This is a genomic window from Martelella sp. AD-3 (assembly GCF_001578105.1).
Classification (GTDB): Bacteria; Pseudomonadota; Alphaproteobacteria; order Rhizobiales; family Rhizobiaceae; genus Martelella.
This window is the reverse complement of record NZ_CP014275.1, coordinates 2,446,934-2,467,350: the sequence shown is the minus strand read 5'-3', so window position 1 is coordinate 2,467,350 and position 20,417 is coordinate 2,446,934. Positions and strand designations below refer to the sequence as shown.

Genomic DNA, 20,417 nt, shown 5'->3' with positions numbered 1-20,417 from the left:
GCCATTGAAGACCGAAGACCTCGATACGCCCGTTCCCCTCGTTGATCTTGCAATCGTCGATGCCAATCTGAAGCGGATGCAGGATTATTGCGACGAACACGGCATTGCGCTTCGCCCGCATATCAAGACCCACAAGAGCGTCAAGCTGGCCGAGCGCCAGCTTGCGCGCGGCGCCAAGGGTATCACCTGCCAGAAGCTGGGCGAGGCCGAGGTGATGGTCGATGCGGGGATTGAGGATATCCTGATCTCCTATCCGCTGATCGGCCCGATCAAGGCCAGGCGGCTGGCGGCGCTGGCCAAACGCGCGAAGATGAGTGTCGCCATCGACAGCCGGGCGGCGCTTGAGACGGTGGCTTCGGCGGCTCGGATGGCCGATGCGGATATCGGCGTTCTGGTGGAGTTCGACAGCGGACTTGGCCGCACCGGCGTCGTCACCGTGGCGGAGGCGCTGGCGCTGGCGCAAAAGGTCAGTGAGGCGCCGCATCTCTCCTTCGACGGGCTGATGACCTATCCCGCGAGCGAGGCTTCGGTCGCCTTTGTGCAAGAGGCGCGCGACGCCTTTGCGGCAGCCGGCCTCGCGATCCCGAAAATCTCCGGCGGCGGCACGCCCAACGCCTTCAGAACCCATGAATTCGGCGTGATCGATGAATTGAGGGTCGGAACTTATATCTATAATGACCGGATGATGATGGGCGTCGGCCATGCCGGGCTGGAAGAGTGCGCACTCGACGTCCTCGTCACCGTCGTCAGCCGGCCGACGCCCGATCGCGCCATTATCGACGCCGGCACCAAATCGCTGACAAGCGATCCCGCCGGCAGGGGCGGCCCGGGCTACGGCCTGATCCGCGACTATCCCGATGCCGTGATCGAGCGGCTGACGGAGGAGCACGGCATGGTCGATCTTTCGGCCTCAGCGAAAAAGCCGGAAATCGGCGAACGGCTCAGGGTCATCCCGAACCATGTCTGTCCGGTTTCCAATCTTCACGACAGCATCTTCGTCCTGGAGAATGGCGGCGTTTCCGAGTGGCGCGTCGATGCCCGCGGCATGACGCGATAGGGGGCGTCATGTCGGCAACCACGGACCTGCGCACGCTTTTTGCCCGGCGCAATTTCGCGCTTTACACGCTCGGAAATGCATCCGGGCTTCTGGCGCAGTGGATGTTCAAGACGACGATCGCGTGGCTCGCCTGGGAACTGACCCATAAATCAGTCTGGGTTGGCCTTGCCGTGACGGCGGAGATGATCCCGACCGTACTCGTCGGGCTTTATGCCGGCGTCGTGGCCGACCGGGCGGATCTGCGGGCGATCCTGATGCGGGTCCAGTTCTCAACAGTCTGCATCTATTCCGCGCTTGCCTTTCTGGCCATGCAGGGCGCGCTGAGCATTCCGCTCCTGCTGTCGCTGATGGCGGTCAACGGCGTTGTCGTCGGCTTTGCCCAGCCTGCCGGCCAGGCGGCGATCACCGGGCTTGTCGACAATGCCGAACTTGGAACCGCGATCTCGCTCAATTCCATCCTGTTCAATCTCGCCCGTTTTGCCGGCCCGGCGCTTGCCGGCGGGTTGATTGCAGCCTTCGGCGGGGCTGTCGCGCTTGTGGCGACGGCCTGCTTCGCCGGGCTGTTTTTCCTGATGCTGATGGTCGTGCGCTTCAATGTCCTGCCGCGGCTTTCCGGGGATGGCTCGATCTGGCTGAAGATTGCCGAGGGAATGCGGCAGATCTTCGTGGAGCCGACGGTTGCCTTCGTCTTCATGCTTTATGCAACGGCCGCCTTCCTGATCCGGCCCATCAGCGAGCTTTTGCCGGAACTTGCCGACCGGGTGCTGGACGGCGGCGCCGAAACACTGGCGCTCCTGTCCTCGGCCATGGGGCTGGGCGCCATCATCGCCGGTTTCGCCAACATGATCGGCGGCGTGCGCATGCAGGTGCCGCTTGCCGTCTGGGGGACGCTTCTGGCGGTTCTCGGGGCGCTGGTTCTGGCACTGACGGAGAATATCACGGTCGCGCTCATCGGCGCTGTCCTCTTCGGCGGCGCGCTGGCCGCCGGTGGGGTTGCCTCGCAGACAGTGCTGCAGCTCGGCAGCCCCGCCCATCTGCGCGGGCGGGTGATGTCGCTGCACGGCATCATCTTTCGGGTCGGTCCGGCGCTCGGCGCGGTCACGCTCGGCGGTCTTGGCGATACCCTCGACTTGCAGCAATCCCTGTTGATCGGTATTGCAGCGATGCTGATCGTCTGGGTGCTGCTGATGAAGCGGCGGGGCGCGGCGCATGGCTAGCGCATCTGCCCGAAAATCGGAATCGATTTTCGGGCAGATGCGTAGATTCAATAGGTTAGAGCGTCCTTTGTGCGTCCGAATGGACGCACGGCGCTCTAGCGCGGTTGTCGGCGGGAATACCAAACGGGAGGGTTTCGATGACGGCAAGAGGCAAAAAGATCAGTCAGGCGGATATCGCGCTTCGCGCCGATGTCTCGATCAGCACGGTCTCGCGCGCGCTCGGCGGCGCTCAGCGTATCAGCCCTGTGGTGCGCGAGAGAGTGCGCCGCATTGCCGAGGAACTGGGCTACTCAGAACGGGAAAGGGCGCTGCCGGCGCGCCTGCCCGAGGCGGAGATCAAGACCGTGGTCTATCTGCCCATGCATCCGGTCACCGGCGGCCTGCATCCGATCTTCCAGGAAACCTATGACGGGATGGTGGCCGCCGCCGCCGAAAACGGGCTCCAGCTTTTCCCGAAGCTTCTTCCCGAGGAAGACCTGGATCTTGATTTCGTCACCCGCCAGGCCGAAGAGCACGGGACCGCCACCGCCTTCATGTTCTATGTCGACCCGATCCCGGAAGTTGCTCGTTTCTTTCAGGAAAACGGAAGTCTCGTCCTGGTCAACAATGTCGATACCAGGATGCGCTTCGACAGCGTGATCGTCGACAATTACGCCGGCATGAAGCGCGCCACCGAGGCGATGCTCGAGGCCGGCCACCGGCGGCTTCTGTTCGTGGCGGGAAATCTGCGCTACAGCCCGCGCGAGCGCATGCGCGGCTTCTTCGACGCCGTGTCGGAATGTCCGGACGCGAGCGGCGAGCAACTGGTCATCGGTCATGACCGCCACGAGACCGCGCTTGAATATTTCAAGCGCTATTTCGGCGAGCACGAAAGCTGGGACTGGACCGGCATGGTCTGCGGCAATGACCTGATGGCCATTGGCACGATGCAGGCCGCGCGCGAGAACGGCCTGACAGTGCCGGACGACTTCTCCGTCATCGGCTTCGACGACATCAGCTGGTCGGCGATGACGGCGCCGCGTCTCGACACGATCCGCTATGACCGGATCGGCATGGCCGAGGAGGCGATCCGGCTTCTGCGCCGCAGGATCGAGAAGCCCGATGCGCCGGTCATCAAGGCGGTTCAGGGCGTCACTTATATCGCAGGCGGGACGATCCGGCGGATTGGCGGCTGAACCGCGGGGCGGCGATCGCCCGGCGCCGATGCTCCATTTTCCCAATCCGGCGCCGGACATGACCTCGATCATTGCCGTTTTTTTGCTTCCATCAAGAATGGAGGTGATGAACGGCAAGAGGCCGGGCCGGACGGCCCGCGAAAGGCGCACGCCATGACGTCACGCGAACAGATCAGGCGACTGCTCGTCGCATTTCCCCTCGTCGGCCTGTCGGCCGGGCTTGCCGCGCGCTATGCCGGCGCAGCGGAACTGGCGGTCGCGGCCTTCTTCGTCGCGACACTGCCGGTACTCGCTTTTCTGCTGGCGGATGCTGTCTCCTCGCTGAAGCGCGGCGAATTCGGCATCGACCTCCTGGCGGCGCTGTCGATGACGGGCGCGCTCGCCTTCGGGGAGACGCTGGCCGCAGCCATCGTCGCGCTGATGTATGCCGGAGGCAGCTATCTTGAGGTTCTCGCCGACCGCCGGGCGCGCCGCGAGATGACGGCGCTGCTGGAACGCGCGCCGCGCACGGCGCTGCGCTATCGCGACGGACACACCGAGGAGGTTGCGGTCGAAACCGTCCTGCCGGGCGATCGCCTGCTGATCCGCCGGGGTGATGTCATACCGGCCGATGGAGAGCTTCTCTCGGGCATGGCCGTGCTCGACCAGTCGGCTCTGACCGGCGAGGCCGAGCCGGTGCGCCAGGCCTCCGGCGGAAGCCTGTTGAGCGGGGCGACCAATGTCGGCGATGCCTTCGACATGACGGCGCGGCGCGCGGCCGCCGAGAGCACCTATGCCGGAATTGTCCGCCTGGTGGAAAAGGCGCAGGCCGCGAAAGCGCCGATGGCGCGCCTTGCCGATCGCTACGCGTTGTTCTTCCTGGCCGCGACGCTTGCAGGCGTCGCCGCCACCTGGTGGGTCACCGGCGATCCGCTGCGCGTGGTCGCCGTGCTGGTGGTCGCGACGCCCTGTCCGCTCATCCTCGCCGTGCCGGTCGCGCTGATGTCCGGCGTTTCCTCCGCGGCCCGACGGGGCATATTGCTGAAGGGCGGCAGGGTCATCGAGGCGATCGCTTCCGTTCGTTCCGTGGTGCTGGACAAGACCGGCACGCTCACCGTCGGCCGGCCGGGACTGACGGAGATCCGGTCAGCCGACGGCTATGAACAGGACGCGTTGCTTCAGCTTGCCGCCTCGCTGGATATTGCCTGCAAACATCCGATGGCAAGCGCGCTCGTTGCTGCGGCAAAGCGGAAGGAGCTTTCGCTCAGCCAGCCCGAAAGGGTTGTCGAGACGCCGGGAGAAGGCGTCGAAGGCTATGTCGATGGCCATTATGTGGTGGTCGGCGGGCGGCGCTTTGCCGAGGCGCGCTGGCGCGGCCACGATGTTTCCTGCCGTTGGGAGAAGGCCGCGACGCCGGCCGGCACCTCGGTCGTCCATGTTCTGGTCGACGGAGCGCGCGCCGGCGAACTGCATTTTTCCGATCGGGTGAGGGCCGGCGCCCGCTCGGTGTTCGATACATTGCGCGGCAATGGCGTGGAGAACATCGTGCTCGCGACCGGCGATGCCGAGGCGGCGGCGCGACACATGGCCTCCGGTCTCGGCTTCGACCGTGTGCTCTCGAACCTTTCCTCCGACCAGAAAGTGCTGAGCGTGCTCTCCGAGCGCAAGAACGGCGCGGTGATGATGGTCGGAGACGGCGTTAACGATGCGCCGGCGCTGGCGGCGGCCGACATCGGCGTCGCCATGGGCGCGCGCGGCTCTGCGGCCTCCGTCGAGGCGGCGGATGCGGTGCTGCTTCTGGATGACCTCGGCCTTCTGGTGCCGGTCTTCTCGATCGCCCGCCGCACCATGCGGATCGCCTACCAGAGCATGATCGCCGGCATAGTTCTTTCCATCGCGGCGATGGGCTTTGCCGCCGCCGGCTATCTCGATCCCGTCGCCGGCGCGCTGTTGCAGGAGGCAATCGATCTCGCCGTGGTGCTCAATGCGCTGCGGGCACTGTCATCGGGACGCGAAGCCGCCGACGGATGATGGCCTACCAGCCGACGGTGACGAAGGGCGCCCAGACGCCGGGATGGCTCCAGGACGGATGTTCCGGATCGTCGATCGTCGCAAGGATTGACCGGCGGAGCGCCTTTGCGCCGCTGTCATTGTCCGGCATGTCGGCCAGCGCGTCGAACATGCCGGTCGTCAGCGCCACCGTGGCGTCGCTCTGCACGGCCCAGTGCGAGACGACGAGACGGCGGGCGCCGGCATAGAAGAAGGCGCGGGCGAGGCCTGACAGGCCCTCCGAGCCCTCGCCGCCCTGGCCCTGCGCCGTGTTGCAGGCCGACAGCAGCACCCAGTCGGCGTCGAGCTCCAGCGTTGCGATTTCGCTTGCCGTCAGCAGGCCGTCGCGCATCCCCGCCATGCCCGCGATCTGGTCGTCGAGCGGCGTCAGCGCCAGCGCGGGCTCGGTGAGGCCGTTCGCTTCCCCGCCCATCAGCCCGTGGGTGGCAAAGGCGATGATCGCGGCATCTTCGAGGGCCGTCCGGGCCAGCGCGTCCTCGTTCGCCGCATCGCCGAGCAGCAGCGTGCCGTTGTCGTCGGCGGCAATGGCGTTGAGCGTTTCCAGTTCGAAGCCGGTTTCCGGCAGCGGCGCAAGCCTGAGCCACGCAGGATCCTGCCGGAAATGCGGGTTGCCGATGCCGAGAAACCCGCCGACCGGAAGCGAGGCGTTTTCGGCGCGCAGGGCGCGGAGCGTCGAGGGCAGTGGAAGCGTGGCAAAGGCATTGTCGCGGATCGCCCAACGGGCCGCGGCAAAACGTTCCGGCCCGGTTGCACCGTCATCCGGCGCCTCGGCCACCAGCGCAGCAAAGGGGATCGCCTGCAACGGCCCGTCCGGGGCGATCAGCAGGGTGGCGTCTTCAGGCAGCAAGGCCTGCACCGGACCGAGCGCCTTTTCGTAGAGCGCATGGGAAAGCGCGAGGTCGAACCCGCCCTCCGGCGTCTCGGCCGGCCCGGAACCGAGGTCGAACGGCGTCATCGCGCCGCGCGCGGGCGCGCGCAGCGGTCCGCGCGGATCAAGCGTCTCGCGCAGCTTGCGCACGGTTTCCTCAAGCCAGCCCTCATCGAGCAGGGTCCGGTCCCAGATCACATTTTCACGGGTCACGGCGAAAATATGCAGGCCGCGTTGGGTGAGGAGGTAGGTCACCAGCACTTCATCGGGGCGCAGCAGGCCGCGCGCCTCTTCGAGTGAGAGCGGCCTGCTGGCGACGTGGTTGCGGTATTCGGGATAGGCCGCGTCCAGCTCGGCTTCCACCGCATCAAGGCGTGGCTCGATGTCCGAGAGCAGATCATAGCGCGTGATTTCCTCCTCGCCGGCGCGCTCAAGAATGCGATTGCGTTCCGCAATCAATGCATCGCGCCGGCGCAGCAAAAGGGCGAGTTCATCGGAGCCGGCGCTCATGCGCGCCGTCATCGCCGCGATCGCGCGGCCGGCGCTGCTCTGGCGGGCAAGCTGGATCTGGCGGAAGGCGTCGTCGAGAATGGCCGCGTAATAGCCCTCTCCGGCGGTGCCGGCGTAGCCCTTGGCCAAGGCATCCTCGAAGGGAAAGACATAAGGCCCGGTCTGGTTGAACGCCTCATCGACATTTGCGGCGTCCCTCGGCCCGATAATGGCACGGGACTCCAGCAGGTCGAAGCCGAGATCGACGGCCTGTTCCATGATATCGGAAAGGCGCGCGATCTGTTGCTGCTGCAGCCCTTCGGAGCGCGCCGGTATGCCCCTCAGAAAGGCTTCCGCCGCACCGGCCGCGGTTGCGGAAAAGGCGAGCCGCATGTCGAGGTCGTCACGCAATGTGCCCTCCACCGATACGCCGAGGCGGGCGAGACCGGAGGCGGCGGCGGTTGTCTCCAGCAGCGAGGCGGCAGCGGAATAATAGACCTCCTGATAAAGCGCGCGCGCGCGATCCGCCATGGCGAGGCTTTCGGCCGCGCGGGCAAGCCTCAGGCGGGTGTCGGAGAGCTTGTGTTGTGCAAACCTGTCGGAGAGGAAGAGGTCATCGATCTCGTAAAGCGTGGCGAGCGCGGTGTCGACGAAACCGGCCGCGGCCGGCTCCTCGAGCGCGGGCTCGTCGACGGCGCTGATGATGATGGAAACGATCTCGAGAAGATCGACGGCGTCCTCATGGGTGAGTTCCGCGCCCCTCTCCACAATGACGGCCATTTCCGCCACCACTCCATCAATATCGGCTTCGCTCAGTCCTTCCGATGTCGCGACGATCAGCAGCGATCGCATAACGGCGACGCGCGCCGCGTCGAGATGTTCGGCATTTTCGAGGGCGGCCCTTGCCGTGCCTGCCGCAGCCGCGCGCGCCTCCAGCGTCCATTCCAGCACGGCGAGGCGGGCAAGCGCCTTCGCGCGCAGAGGTGCTGCCGCCGTGGCAATCAGCTCGAGCAATGCGGCGCGCGCCTCGATGTCGAAGCCCTGGGCGGAGAGCGCCTGGGCGAGCAGATAGCGATCGTCGAAATTCTCCGCTCCGGTCAATTCCTCATGGTCGGCGATTGCCGTGCTGAGCGGATCAATCGTCAGCGCCGCCGACGGTACGGCGGAGGAGCGGGCCGAGAGATAGGCCTCCTGAACCCTGAGGGCCGCAAGCGTTTCAGGCGCAAACCGGCCGGGCTCGCCTTCATTGTAGGCTTCCGCCAGGCTGATGCCGGCCGAATAGGACGCGGCCGCCTGCGCGATGAAGCCGAGCCTTGCCTTGGCCCACCCTTCGATCCAGTAGAATTCCGGATAGCGGCTCACAAGCTCGGGGCGATAGGCAAAGGCTGCCTGTGTCGTGTCGAGGGCCGCCGACGTATTGCCGGCATTCAAATGGGCAAGCGCCAGATAATAGGCGAGGCTCGCGCGTTCGATCTGGTTTCCGGGGTTGCGATCATAGACGGCGATCGCCTCCTCCATCACGGGGGCGGCGGCGGCGTAGTCGCCGTCCTGAAACAGCGTCGAGAACTGCCGGAGAAGCGCCTGGAACGCGGTTTCGTTTTCCTGTCCCCGCGCCGGGACGACGCAGAGCAGAAGCGCAAGCAGAAAGACGGCGAACGGCTGCAGGCGGCCTGATGAAAACGGGCGCTCCAGCGTCAATTCGCCTCCTGCCCTTCGGGCGCGATATAGGCGTCGAGGCGGCCCTCGATCTCGCTCGCCGCTGCCTGGTCGGTGACGAGTTCGGAAATGAGCGCTGAAATATCCGCGCGCGAGATATCGTTCTTGCTCCACAAATGGCTGATCAGGCCGATCATGGTTTTGTCGAAACAGCCGCCTTTTTGGTATTTCCAGGCCGTCTCGCCGGTTTCAGTAACGGTTTCCGTCATGCCGCAGCGCACATTCGGCGGCGGATTGCGCCAGATCAGCGAAACGATGTCGGCAAGCGCGGAACTGTCATCGGCGAAATAGGTATGCGCCAGCATGTCCTCGCCGAGATCGGACATGTCGATCGTGTCGAACAACTCGTCCGTCGTCACGCTGTCGCCGCCCTGTCCGGCGCGCGGCGCATTGCCGTGCAGCTTTTTCGAGGCGACCAGCGCCCAGTCGTTTTCCGAGGTGTAGAGGGTCAGGCGCTCGGCCAGCGGATGGATCGTCTTCATCATCTCCCTGAAAAGGCCGGCATCGACATCGGGCGCGGCGAAGAACACCTGGCCGAAGACCGGGTCGTCGCCTTCCTTAATCCCGTCCCGCAGCGCCATCAGTTCCAGCGCGTCGGTCAGCGCGCGGTTGCCCATGCTGTGGGCGACGATGTGGATCGTGTCGGCGCCGGAGCGGGCGCGCAGGTCTTCCAGAAACATGGAGAGCCGCCGGCCGCTGAGCCGGACGACCGCCGTATCGGCGACGTAGCGCACCGTCTGGCCGGCCGACGGCCATGAATAGAGCACCGGCACGCCGCGATAATCCATGTCATAGGCAAGCTGGGCGGCGCGCTTGGCGGCGGCATCGAACCGGGTGTTGAAGCCGTGGATGAAGACGACGATTTCCTTGCGCTCGCGCCCCGCAAGTTCGCTGCTCATCTTCGAGAAATAGGCATCCGCCTCCATCGGGTCGACCTTCCGGACCATCACGTGTCTGGCGGGCGAGGGGCCGAATTCGAGCTTCCAGATCGAGGGCGTCTCGATGGCGCCCGGCACATGCGTATCGGGAATGGTGACGGTGACCACGCCATATTCGAGATCACCGCGTCCATGGCCATAGAATTCGGCCGGGTCGGCATTGCCGGTGCGCGCGCGGTCGGTGGCGTAGAAGACATCGACGGCGCTGAACCCGCCATCCTGACCGCTGCGCTTGCCCATGCGCGTGGACATGATCGCAAACTGGGCCTGGCCCGCAAATTCCTCGGTGGCTGCCATGTCGCCGCGCAGCCTGGCGACCTCCGCCTTGCGGTTCAGGAGATCGGCGAGGACCTGGCCCGACTGACCGCCATTCCGGCGATAGGCGATCTCGGTATCGAGCACGCGCAAGGCTTCGCGATAGGCTTCCGCCTCGGTGTAGAGCGTTGCCGCAAGATCCAGATAGGGGAGCGGATTGCGGTCAAGCTGCTCGCTCATGCGGATCGCGAAATCGGCCAGTCCCTCGGCTGCCGCCGCCGCCGCTGCCGTTTCGCCGGCCTCGCGCAGGATCTCGAGCCTCAGCGCCGAAAGATCGAAATAGATTTCGGGGTCCGGATCGGGCGAAGCCTCGAGAGCGGCAATGGCCGCATCGACCAAGGCAAGACGTTCCGCCGGGACCTCGACGGCAGCCAGCTCCAGCTCGAAAGCGATCGGGTCGAAGGGCGCGGCTTCCTGGGCGAAGAGCGGCGGCGAAACGATCAGGGAGACGAGGGAGAGGAGGGCAATTCGCGCAAGACGCATGTTTCAGGCCTGTGAAATTGACGATCGAATATCTGCTAGTCTATCGTCAGCCCTGACTAAGTAAACAGCCGATCTGCGCGGAAAGAGCGCAGGCTTCGATCGTTCTTTTAATCGGTTGTATAATATTGTTGTTATTGCTCGGGAATTCTGCATGGGAAAACTGTTCCGTCTGTTCTTGCTGGCACTTGTTCTCGGAGCAAACGCCGCTCATGCCGAATCCCGCGCGCTGATCATCGGCGTCGCCGGCTATGATGATCCCGACATTCCCGACCTGCGCGGCCCCACCAATGACGCGCTCTTGATGCGCGACGTGCTGGATAAATCCGGTTTCATCGATATCACGCTTCTCGGCGATATGCCGGATGCCGATGCCCGGCCGACGCGGGCGGCGATTTTCGAGGCCTTTGCCGGTCTTGCGGAACGGGCGGACGAGGGCGACCAGATTTATGTCCACCTCAGCGGCCATGGCTCGCGCCAGTTGGACCCGCAGGGAGACGAGACCGACGGGCTCGACGAGATATTCCTGCCGGCAGACACGGCGCTGGCGCAGGCCGGGACCGGACTTGTGCCGAATGCGATCAGCGACGACGAGATCGGGGCTCTTCTCGCCGGAATCCGCCGGACCGGCGCCGATGTCTTCTTCGTCATGGACAGCTGTCATTCGGGCAGCGGCACGCGCGCCTTCGAACGCGGCATCGCCGACCGGCAGGTCAGTCCCGCCCTGCTGGGCGTCGATCTGTCGCAGGCCGCCGGGCAGAGCTGGTCGGTCGATGCCGCGCCGGATGCCGTTGGCGATGTCGAGGGCGGCGGCGGCCTGGTGGCCTTCTATGCCACGCGCTCGAACGATGTCGCCCGCGAGGTCGACATGAGCGGCGGAACCGCCGGCGATGACAGCGAATGGTTCGGTCTTTTCACCGCCGCGATCGCCTCGAGGCTCGAAAGCGGCCAGGCTCTGACCTATCGCCAGCTGTTCCAGTCGGTGCTTTCCGAACTGAACCAGGGCAGCGGCTTCGGCATGGGCGCGGTGCAGACCCCGCTGTGGCAAGGCGACATGATCGATGAACCGGTCTTCGGCCGGCAAGGCTATGCCGGCCCGGAGCGTTTTCTCGTGGAGGGCGACAGGGTGGATGCCGGCCGGCTGCACGGCTTGGAGGAGGGAACGGTGATGGCGCTCGTCGCCGATATCGCCGACCCGCAAGACGCCGTTCTCGGCTATGCCCAGGTCGAGGCCGTGGAGCCGCGCCGGGCCTATCTGCGCCCGGTTTCCGATGATTGCGTTCCGGATCCCGAAGCGCTCTGCGCCTTTTCCGGCAGCCTGCCGGAGGCGGCGCGTTTCGCTCAGATCGAGGCAAGCCCGGTGACGCTGACCGTCGCCTTCTCGCCGGTTTTCGACACCGAATCCGGCCTGCCGCTTGCGCCCGGAACGGAAACCAGCACGCGTGTTGCCGAAGCGCTCGAGGCCGCCTCGCAAACGACGGGAATCGGCGCCGGCTACCCTGAAGAGATCTACGATGTGCAGATCGTGCTGAAGGACAACACGCTCTGGTTCGGACCCGCTGCGATGATCGATGACACGCCGACCGGCCTCGCCTTCGACCTTTCCGAAGACGGAAAGCGCCTTGCGATGCTTCTCGCGCGCGTTTTGAAGGCGGAGCGCCTGGCGCACACGCTGGATGCGCTTGGCGAGGAGGCAAGCCCCTTCAATCCGTCACCGGTCGCCGTGGACGTGGAGCGCAATGAAAGCCCCATCGCGGTGCTCGGCGCGCCCGGCTCGGCCATCGATCCGCGCCGCGAATGCCAGGCGGCGCTCAGAACAATGGGCGAGGTGGGCTTTCAGCCGCTTGCGGGCATGGACGATCTCAAGCAATGCGACCTCCTGCGTTTTCGCGCCACCGGCGCGCGCGACGGCCAGCGCGACGTCAACCGGATCCACATTGACGCGCAATACTGCATCAATGTCGATTACGAGCTCATCGAGGGCGATCAGGCCCTGCGCGATCTCGGCGATCCGATGGTGATGTGTTCCGATTGTCCGGGGCCGGTGCCGTATTCGGCGGGCTATGAGCGGCTTTATGTTCTGGTCAGCGAGCTCGAGGAAAACGCCGAGGCGCTGAACCTTTCCGGCGTGCTGGACAATTGCGGCGGCGGCACGCGCTCGGCGGCCGCCAATGCACTGTCCGGCGTTCTGGAAGATGCCGCAGCGAGCGGCCGGACGCGCGGCAGCATGGGTCTTGGCGGCGCTCTCTCCGATGTATGGGTCGATCGCTATGCCTGGCGGGTCCTGCCGCGCGCTTCCGCCTTCGCCCGCAACGAGGGCGCGATGCCGTGAAGACAGAAAGACCCGTGCGGCTCTCCGCGTTTGCCTTCGCCATCCTTGCGCTGCCGCGTCTGGCTCTTGCTCAGGAGGTCGTCGGCGCGCCGGAAAAGCTGTCGCCGATCGAGCGGCTGGGGGCCGTGCTTTCCTTCTTTGCCGACAATGCGACGGCGGCGGCCGAACGGCTCGAGGCGCTGATGCTCGGGCTTGATGATTTCCCCGCCGAGGTTTCCGGTTTCCTGCATGGGCTAAGCGAGGACGGCTTCAGTCTCGGCGCGGTCATCCTGCGGATCATCCTCTGTCTCGGCATCGGCGCCGTTGCCGAAGCCGTGTTCAGGGCGATCTTCCGCCGATTTAGGGCCGGGTTTGATCCGAAGAGCCTTGTCCAGCGGATCATCCATGTGGCCGTCGACCTTGCCGGTCTCCTGATCTTCGCCATGGTCGGCGGTTGGCCGCTTCTGATGAGCGTTCAGGCCGATCCCGGCGCGCAGCTTTTCGTCGTCACCTATCTGACGGCCTTCTTCGCGATCCGCGGCTTCGCGCTTCTGGCCCGTATTCCGCTCTCGCCCGGACGCGCCGATCTGAGGATCGTGGCGCTTTCCGATCCGGCCGCCGGAAGGCTCTACTGGCAGTCCGTCGGCATTTTCGCGCTGGCGATCTTCTTTCTTGCCACAACCTCGCTCCTGAGGCAGGCAGGCATGCCGGTCGACGAGACGCTGACGCTCTCGCTGTTCTCGCGCTCGGTGGTCACGCTGCTCTTGATCATCGCCTGCCTGACCAACCGTTTCTCCGTGGCGGCGATCCTTGCCACCGATCCGGCCGGGCGCAGCCGCGGGCTTGGCTGGAAATCGCTGAGCACGGTCTGGCATCTCTTCGCGATCTTCTACATCTGCCTCTCCTGGTTCGGCACGTCGCTGCTCCTGCTGCTCAACCGGCCACAGGCGGGAACGCTGGCCGTCCTGGGCTTCATGATCATTCTGGCACTCGCCATCGGCTGCCTGCTGATGGATGACTGGGCGGCGCGGGCGGATGCGCGCGACCGCGCCCGGCGGCGGGCAGCGCTTGAGGCGGAGCCGCAGATGGCGTTGCCTCATGATGTACCGACCTTCGCGCAGTTCTTTGCCCGTCTCGGGCAGGCGGCCGCCGTGCTTGTGGCGCTGCTGGCGCTCATCCGCCTGTGGAGCGGCCCCTGGCAGGGCCTTTCCAATGCGCGTATCACGGCGATCATGCCCTCGCTGACGCAGCTCCTCGTCACGCTGGTGCTCGCCTATGTCGGCTGGCACCTGGTGCTGATCGGCTCGCAGCGCATGCTGTTGAAGGCGGCCTATGCTGAAGGGACGGACGAGGCAGAAAAGGCGTTGCGCCAAAGCCGCGTCGCCACCGTTCTGCCGCTCGTGCGCAACACCTTGCTGATCACGATCGCGTCGATCGCGTCGATCATCGCGATCTCGGCGCTCGGCATTGACGTGCTGCCGCTTCTGGCCGGGGCCGGCATTGTCGGCATCGCCATCGGCATGGGCAGCCAGACGCTGGTGAAGGACGTCATTTCCGGCATCTTCTTCCTGGTCGACGACGCCTTTCGCGTCGGCGATCTCGTCGATGTCGGGGTCGCCAGCGGCACGGTCGAGCGGGCCGGCATCCGATCGGTCCAGATCCGCCATCCGCTCGGCGCCATCCACACTGTTCCCTTCGGCGAGATCCGCACCATCGCCAACAAGTCGCGCGACTGGGCGGCGATGTGGCTGGAATTCCGACTGCCGCTCGAAACCGATCTCGACGGGCTGGAGCCGCGCTTCAGGGCGTTGAATGATGCGTTTCTAGCCGATCCCGTTCATGGTCGGAACCTTGTCGCGCCGCTCGAAAATGCCGGCATCGTCATGATCGACGACAGCGCCATGGTTCTGCGCATCGTCTACAAGTGCCGGCCCGGAACCCAGTTTGCCCTGCGCGCGGTCGTTTACGATGCCGTCAGACGCATGTTTCGCGAGGCGGGCATCTCGATCGCGCCGCGCGAGGTGCGGCTCAGGGCCGAGCCCGATTTTTCCTATACGCGGCGTGACGGCGTGCCGTCAGCGCCGGAGCAAAAGACCGGGCGATCCGGTGATGAGGGCGCTTGAAAAGGCGGACGCGGTTGTATTCGGAGGTTTTCAACCGCAAGGGCCGATGGCAAGATAAACTTGGCATTTGTCAGAAGAGACGGGGGACGGGACGGGATGCACAAACGGGGATCGCGGGCAGAATCTGGACGGGGGGGTGCGGCCGCGGTCGCGGCCTTGCTGGCGTTCGCCCCCTTCTTTGCTGCGGCCCCGGCGGCGGCCCTTGAGCTCTACCGCAACGGCGTGCCCTACGACATCCATGCCGTGCTGCCGGATGGAGGCGCATTCGACGCTGACGGCGTCGACCGCCGTTTCGCCCTTGGCCCCGTCAAAGGCAATCTGCGCCTGATCCAGGACAGCTATGGTGATTGCGCCGCGCTCGTCGACGAGCGCGTTTCGAACTGGAGAAAATACGGGTTTGGCGAGGCTGATCAACGTCTTGTGTCGGAAAGCGAATGTAGTGTTTCAATCCGCAATCCCGCGAGCGGCGAGATCGTCAGTTCGTTCTATATCCGGATTGATGATTGCGACTGTTACGCTGCGCTGCATTTCCGCTATGCCGACGATACGCGCGATGCCTATGAGGTTGACGCTGCGGAGGTGATCGCCAGCATCCGCAGCAATAACGGTCTTGCGCCGCCTTCCGGCCGCGCCGGGCTTGGCGACAGCGTCTACGGCCGCGCGGTTCAGGCGCTTTCGGGTCTGTCCTGCGTTTCCGAAGACCTGTTTGCCGAGATGAACGCCAATGAGCGCAACGCGTTCATGGTGACCGCGTTTTCCGCCTGGACGGGAATGAAGGTAGATGACATCGCCTATGACGCCGGGATCTCGGAGAACGATGGCTACAGTCTCGATCTTTCCGACGCCAATCTGCTACGTGTCGCCGAAACCTTGCCGGGCGCGGTGACGGCGATGGCCGACGATGTCGATCGCTACGGCGATCGCTTCTGCCCATTGATCGTCGGCATGACGACCCAGAACCTCGCTTACGGCTATGTTGGCCTCGGCGATCTGCGCGTCGCCCAGCGCGACTTCAGTGCGCTGTTCCACGACTATCTCCGCGTCGCCCAATCGCTTATGCAGCGCCACGGTTGCTATGACGGCGCGCTCGACGGGGCTTTCGGCCCCGCAAGCCGGGAGGGCTGGAACCGCATGCGCGAGCGGCTCGGCCTTGCCCCGCGCGTCGGCGCGTTCACGCCGACGGTCTCCGATGTCGCGGCGATCGCCGACATGCCCGTGACGGGCAGAGCCTGCGAGAGCGACGCAGGCGTTCTCGCCGCGAATGAAGACGGCCTCCGGCTTCTCGATTTCCTCTATCCCCCGCACGTGCTTCCGCCGCTTGACCGGCCATGGGTCCGGGAGATCCTCGGCCCGGCCTTTGACCGGATGACGGCGCGCGACGAATGGAGCGCGCTTGAAGAGGAAACGGCGCTCACGCTTCTTTCCGAGAAGGTGGCCTTTGCGCCGGGCGGCGACCAGCGCGCCAGGGCCCTGGCCGAACTGATGGGAGAGGACGGTGCGGCATGGGGCGCTCCGGACTATTATGCCGCTATGGAGACGGCGGAGGCCGCCGTCGCCTTCACGGTCGAGGCAGCGCAGCGGCAGAGCCAGATGCGCGAGGAACAGGTTTTCGCCATGCCGCTCGGCATGTTCACGACGTCGGATTACGGACTGGTGCTGACCGTATCGGACCGCGAGGAAACAAGCCGCATCGCCAATGTCGTTCTCGCGCATCCGGAGGCTTTCGAGGCGCTGACGGTGATCTCCGGCCCGGCCTTTGAATATCTCCTTGCCGAGCGAATGCTGCAGGGCGCGACCATCCACGGCAAATCCGCCGCCGCCGCGCGCCGCCTGCTGGAAGATGCCGCCGCCAAGGGCGCCCCCTACGCAGCCGCCCATCTGGCGCTGATGCTGGAATATGGCCAGGGCGGCGAGAAGGATACCGAGCGTGCCCGTCGGCTTTTCGAGGAGGCGGCTGAAGCCGGCGAAGGCTTTGCCATGGCGCAGCTGGCGCGGCAGGCAGATGGCGCCACGCCCGAGGCGATTGCGGCCGCACTTTCCTGGTATCAGGCGCTTGTCGATCTCGCTGACCGAAAAGCTTCAGAGAACGGACCGGATGCCGACTGGGCCTTCTCTTCTTCCTGGATCGCCGATTTCCTTGCCAACCGGATGATGGAGGGCAGTCCGGCGCTCTTGTCGACAGCGGGAACGATGATGATCGCGACCGCCGCCGACCGGTCCGCCGCCTTTGCCGCGCGGCTTGCCGAGACCTCTCTCTGCGCGGAATGCGGCGCGGTGCTCGACCCGATGGAGGGGGCGAAATGGCTGACCAAGGCGGCCGAGAAGGGAGACGCCGAAGCGCTCTTCAAGCTGGCGCGGCTTCTCGATGCCTTCCCGGAATTCTCCGAATACAAGGCGGAGGATTTTCTTCGGGTTTTCAAGCAGCGTTACGAAAGCGCGCCGCAGGGTTTCGAGCGCGACAGCATCAGGCGGGAATCGGTTGCCGGCGCGGTTGCCTACGATCTGCGCATGGCGCGGGCTCAACGCGATGGCGCAACGCCCATGGGCGAGGCCGAGGCGATGCTCGGGCGCATCTGCGAGGATGACGGGGAAAGCTGCGGGACAATCGCCAAGCAGTTTGCCGCCGGCCGCTATGGCGCCGATCTCGTTGCCGTGGGCTTCGACCGGCTTGTGGCGCTGGATTCGATCGAACTTGTCGACGTTCTTGCGGCCTATGGCGATTTTCGCGGCGCTGCCGAGCGGGCGGAGCGGGCAAAGGACTATGAACTCGGCGCGTTGACCGGCTCGGCTGAGGCTGGCGAAGGAAGCAATATCCGCAACGCCACGATCCGCAGGCTGGTGGAAAGCCGGGCGCCCGGCGACCTGCAATCGCTGCCCGACGGGCTTGTCGGCTTCCTCGGCCTGATGGCCACGAACGGCGACAAGGCGGCGGCCGATTTCCTCCGGCTGATCCGCGCCGCCGACCCCGAGGCCGCGCCGCCGCTGCCGGACCTTCAGTCAGCTGCCGAGACCTTCGCGGCGGTGCGCGCGCGCGGCGGCACCAGTATCGGCCTCGTCAACTCCGCCAGGCGCTATGGCGATGCGCTGCAGGTGGCGGGCGATAATGGCCAGGCGCTGGCGATGGAGCTGACGGCGCTTTCCGCCGAACTCCGGCTCGACCGGTTGCGCGAGCTCTCCGAAGGGCCGCTGTCGGCCGAACTCACCCGCGTCTGCCATCTCTCCAATGCCAGCGAGCGCGCCTTTGCGCTCGGCTCGGATTCGCTTGCCGTTCTGCTCGCCAAGCAGGCGATCAACCGGCTGCAGGGCGTGCGCGCCGATCTGGCGACCCTGCCGGAGAACCTGCGCGGCTGCTTCCGCGACCTGATCGCCGACAATTATCGCTGGCTCGCCGACCTCTTCATCCAGCAGGACCGGTTGAGCGATGCCGAATTCGTCCTCGGCCTGTTGAAGGATTTCGAGGCCTTCCAGTTTACCGATCGCGATCTGGACTTTGCCGGCGATGCCTTTGCGACTTTGCCGCTGACGGAGGCGGAGACGGCGCTTCAGGCCGCGATTGCCGCGCTTCAGCCGCCAGCCATTGCCGATGTGCGCGAACGTGACGCCCTGCTTTCACGGCAGGAGGCGGGCACCCTGACGGGGGCGGAGCAGGAGCGGCTGAATGTTCTGAACGATGAGCTCGCCGAGGCCGATGCTGCCTATGAGGCCGGGCTGGAGACAATCTTTACGGCGCTTGCCGACCTGGAGGAAAGCGAGCCCGCAAGCGAGACGCCGCTTGCCGAACAATCCGTCCAGGCCACGATCCTCTCCGGTCTGGAAACCAATGCGGTGGCGCTGCATTATCTGGTCATGCCGGACCGGCTCAATATCCTGCTGACGTCGCGGGACGAACAACTGAGCTACACGATCGACAGCTGGAACGGAGAGCCGTTTTCGGAAGCCACGCTCAACGCCGCGCTCGCCGATCTGCATCTCGGCTTCAACGACTTCTTCAGCGATCCGCGCGCCGAGAGCGAAGTGCTTTATGACCTTCTTGTCGGACCGGTCGCGGATGATCTCGCCCGTATCGACCCCGAACTCCTGCTGCTCTCGCAAGACAGGCGACTGCGCTATCTGCCCTATCAGGCGCTTTATGATGGCGCGGAATATCTGGTGGAACGCTATGATATCGCAAGCCTGACCAGCAGCGAGAGCGAGATCACCGGCGTTGCGGTGGCCGAGACGCCTTTTGCCGGGCTGGGGCTGACCCGCGCGGTCGGCGATTTCTCCGAGCTTCCGGGCGTGGCGCTGGAATTCGGCGGACTTCTGAGCGGCGAGGAGCGATATGGATTCATGGATGGCGCTCTCGCGCTCGACGAAGCCTTCGACCGGGCGGCGCTTGCCGAGGCGCTCACGATCGGCGGTTCATCATCGGTCGGGGCAGGGACGATCCATGTCGCCTCGCATTTCGTGCTCGGCAACAATGAGGACGATTCCTACCTCCTGCTGGGCACGGGCGAGCATCTGCCGGTGAGCGAGATCAAGGGGACGGCCGGCGATTTCGATTTCTCCAATGTCGATCTTCTGACCTGGTCGGCATGCGAAACCGGCCGCGCCAATCCGGGTTCCGACGGCCGCGAGATCGAAAGCCTTGCCAAGATCACCGGTGAGCGCGGGGCCAGGGCGACGCTGGCAACGCTCTGGCCGGTGCTCGACATCTCGACGCCGCTGATCATGCAGCGTTTCTACGAACTGCGGGAATTCGGCGGCCTGTCGAAGGCCGAGGCGCTGGCGACCGCCCAGCGCGAATTCATCCAGCGCCGGATCGGCGATCGCGATGTGCTCGACAGGGAAAGCGTCGTCTTCCAGACGGCGGGCCGCCTCGGGCTTCCCGCCGAGCCGGGTTCGCCGATCACCTATGATTTCGATCATCCGATCTTCTGGGCGCCCTTCATGCTGATGGGGAACTGGCGATGAACATGAGAAAAATACTGCAAGCGATTGTTCTTACGTCTTTTCTTGTACCGTCGTCAGTGGCTTTTTCCCAGCAGGATACAGCCGAGGCCATCAGCGGAACCTGCTATGGGCTTGCCTTCGAACGCGGCGACAGCGAAATCCGTTCGATGATGCTGAGGCTCGATCCGTCGGATTTCGAGGACAGCGCTCCCTATCTGTTGACGCTGAGCCTCAGCTACTGGGACGTGCCGAACGAGCGCTTCGGCACGATTGCCGGCTGTTCGGGCGGCGATGAAATCCATTGCAGCATCGACTGCGACGGCGGCAATGCCTATCTGACGCTCGCCGATGGCGGCGTTCTCCATCTCGACAGCGAGCGCCTTCGCCTTGAGGACAATGAACTGATCGACAGCGCTTTGGCCAATGTCATGGATGCCGACGGCGGCGAGCTGCGCGGAAATTTCAGGCTTACGCCCGTGGAGGACGCGGCCTGCATTGCCGAGCCGGAGGCGATCTTTGCCGAACTGGAGATGGGCGACATGCTGCCAAGGGTGACGGCGCTGGAAGCCTCGCTCAACCGGCTTGGCCTCTTTCTCGCCTATCCGGACCCGGTCTTTGACGAAAGGACGAGGGACGCCGTGATCGCCTTCCAGACGCAATACGGCTTTGCCCCGACCGGCGTGGTGGATCAGGCGACCGATACGGCGCTGAACACGATCGTGCGCTCCACCATCGGCGGCTGCTGAG

General features: G+C 65.2%; 10 protein-coding genes. 8 read left to right on the top strand and 2 right to left on the bottom strand.

Annotated elements, in window-relative coordinates; all coding sequences use genetic code 11:
- The first annotated feature begins 4 nt into the window (after positions 1-4).
- The 4 genes from AZF01_RS11460 (at position 5) to AZF01_RS11445 (ending at position 5,459) form a co-directional block, all read left to right on the top strand.
- Positions 5-1,057 (top strand): D-TA family PLP-dependent enzyme, encoded by a 1,053-nt coding sequence (locus AZF01_RS11460; RefSeq protein ID WP_024708765.1) that lies wholly within the window; start codon positions 5-7, stop codon positions 1,055-1,057.
- A gap of 8 nt (positions 1,058-1,065) precedes the next feature.
- The gene (locus tag AZF01_RS11455; protein WP_024708766.1) at positions 1,066-2,274 is read left to right on the top strand and encodes an MFS transporter; all 1,209 of its coding nucleotides are present in this window, start codon (positions 1,066-1,068) and stop codon (positions 2,272-2,274) included.
- A gap of 137 nt (positions 2,275-2,411) precedes the next feature.
- The gene (locus tag AZF01_RS11450; protein ID WP_024708767.1) at positions 2,412-3,449 is read left to right on the top strand and encodes a LacI family DNA-binding transcriptional regulator; all 1,038 of its coding nucleotides are present in this window, start codon (positions 2,412-2,414) and stop codon (positions 3,447-3,449) included.
- Positions 3,450-3,602: 153 nt separating this feature from the next.
- Positions 3,603-5,459 carry a heavy metal translocating P-type ATPase gene (locus AZF01_RS11445; RefSeq protein WP_024708768.1) on the top strand — a complete coding sequence of 619 codons (1,857 nt, stop codon included), beginning with the start codon at positions 3,603-3,605 and terminating at the stop codon, positions 5,457-5,459.
- A gap of 4 nt (positions 5,460-5,463) precedes the next feature.
- Here AZF01_RS11445 and AZF01_RS11440 read toward each other — a convergent pair whose 3' ends face one another.
- Entirely contained in the window at positions 5,464-8,553 is a 3,090-nt protein-coding gene (locus tag AZF01_RS11440) for a CHAT domain-containing protein (protein ID WP_024708769.1), read from the bottom strand.
- The gene (locus AZF01_RS11435; protein ID WP_024708770.1) at positions 8,550-10,307 is read right to left on the bottom strand and encodes an alpha/beta hydrolase; all 1,758 of its coding nucleotides are present in this window, start codon (positions 10,305-10,307) and stop codon (positions 8,550-8,552) included. The genes AZF01_RS11440 and AZF01_RS11435 overlap by 4 nt, the downstream gene beginning before the upstream one ends.
- A gap of 151 nt (positions 10,308-10,458) precedes the next feature.
- On the opposite strand from AZF01_RS11435, the gene AZF01_RS11430 reads away from it, so the two are divergent.
- The 4 genes from AZF01_RS11430 (at position 10,459) to AZF01_RS11415 (ending at position 20,416) form a co-directional block, all read left to right on the top strand.
- Complete coding sequence (locus tag AZF01_RS11430) at positions 10,459-12,636, top strand: caspase family protein (RefSeq protein ID WP_024708771.1); 2,178 nt, start codon at positions 10,459-10,461, stop codon at positions 12,634-12,636.
- On the top strand, positions 12,633-14,738 hold the full coding sequence (locus AZF01_RS11425) for a mechanosensitive ion channel family protein (RefSeq protein ID WP_024708772.1): 2,106 nt from the start codon (positions 12,633-12,635) through the stop codon (positions 14,736-14,738). Before AZF01_RS11430 ends, AZF01_RS11425 begins: the two co-directional genes overlap by 4 nt.
- A gap of 156 nt (positions 14,739-14,894) precedes the next feature.
- Positions 14,895-19,691, top strand: a complete 4,797-nt coding sequence (locus AZF01_RS11420) for a CHAT domain-containing protein (RefSeq protein WP_061449679.1) — start codon at positions 14,895-14,897, stop codon at positions 19,689-19,691.
- Between the two features lie 56 nt (positions 19,692-19,747).
- Positions 19,748-20,416 (top strand): peptidoglycan-binding protein, encoded by a 669-nt coding sequence (locus tag AZF01_RS11415; RefSeq protein WP_024707641.1) that lies wholly within the window; start codon positions 19,748-19,750, stop codon positions 20,414-20,416.
- The last annotated feature ends 1 nt before the right edge of the window (position 20,417 follow it).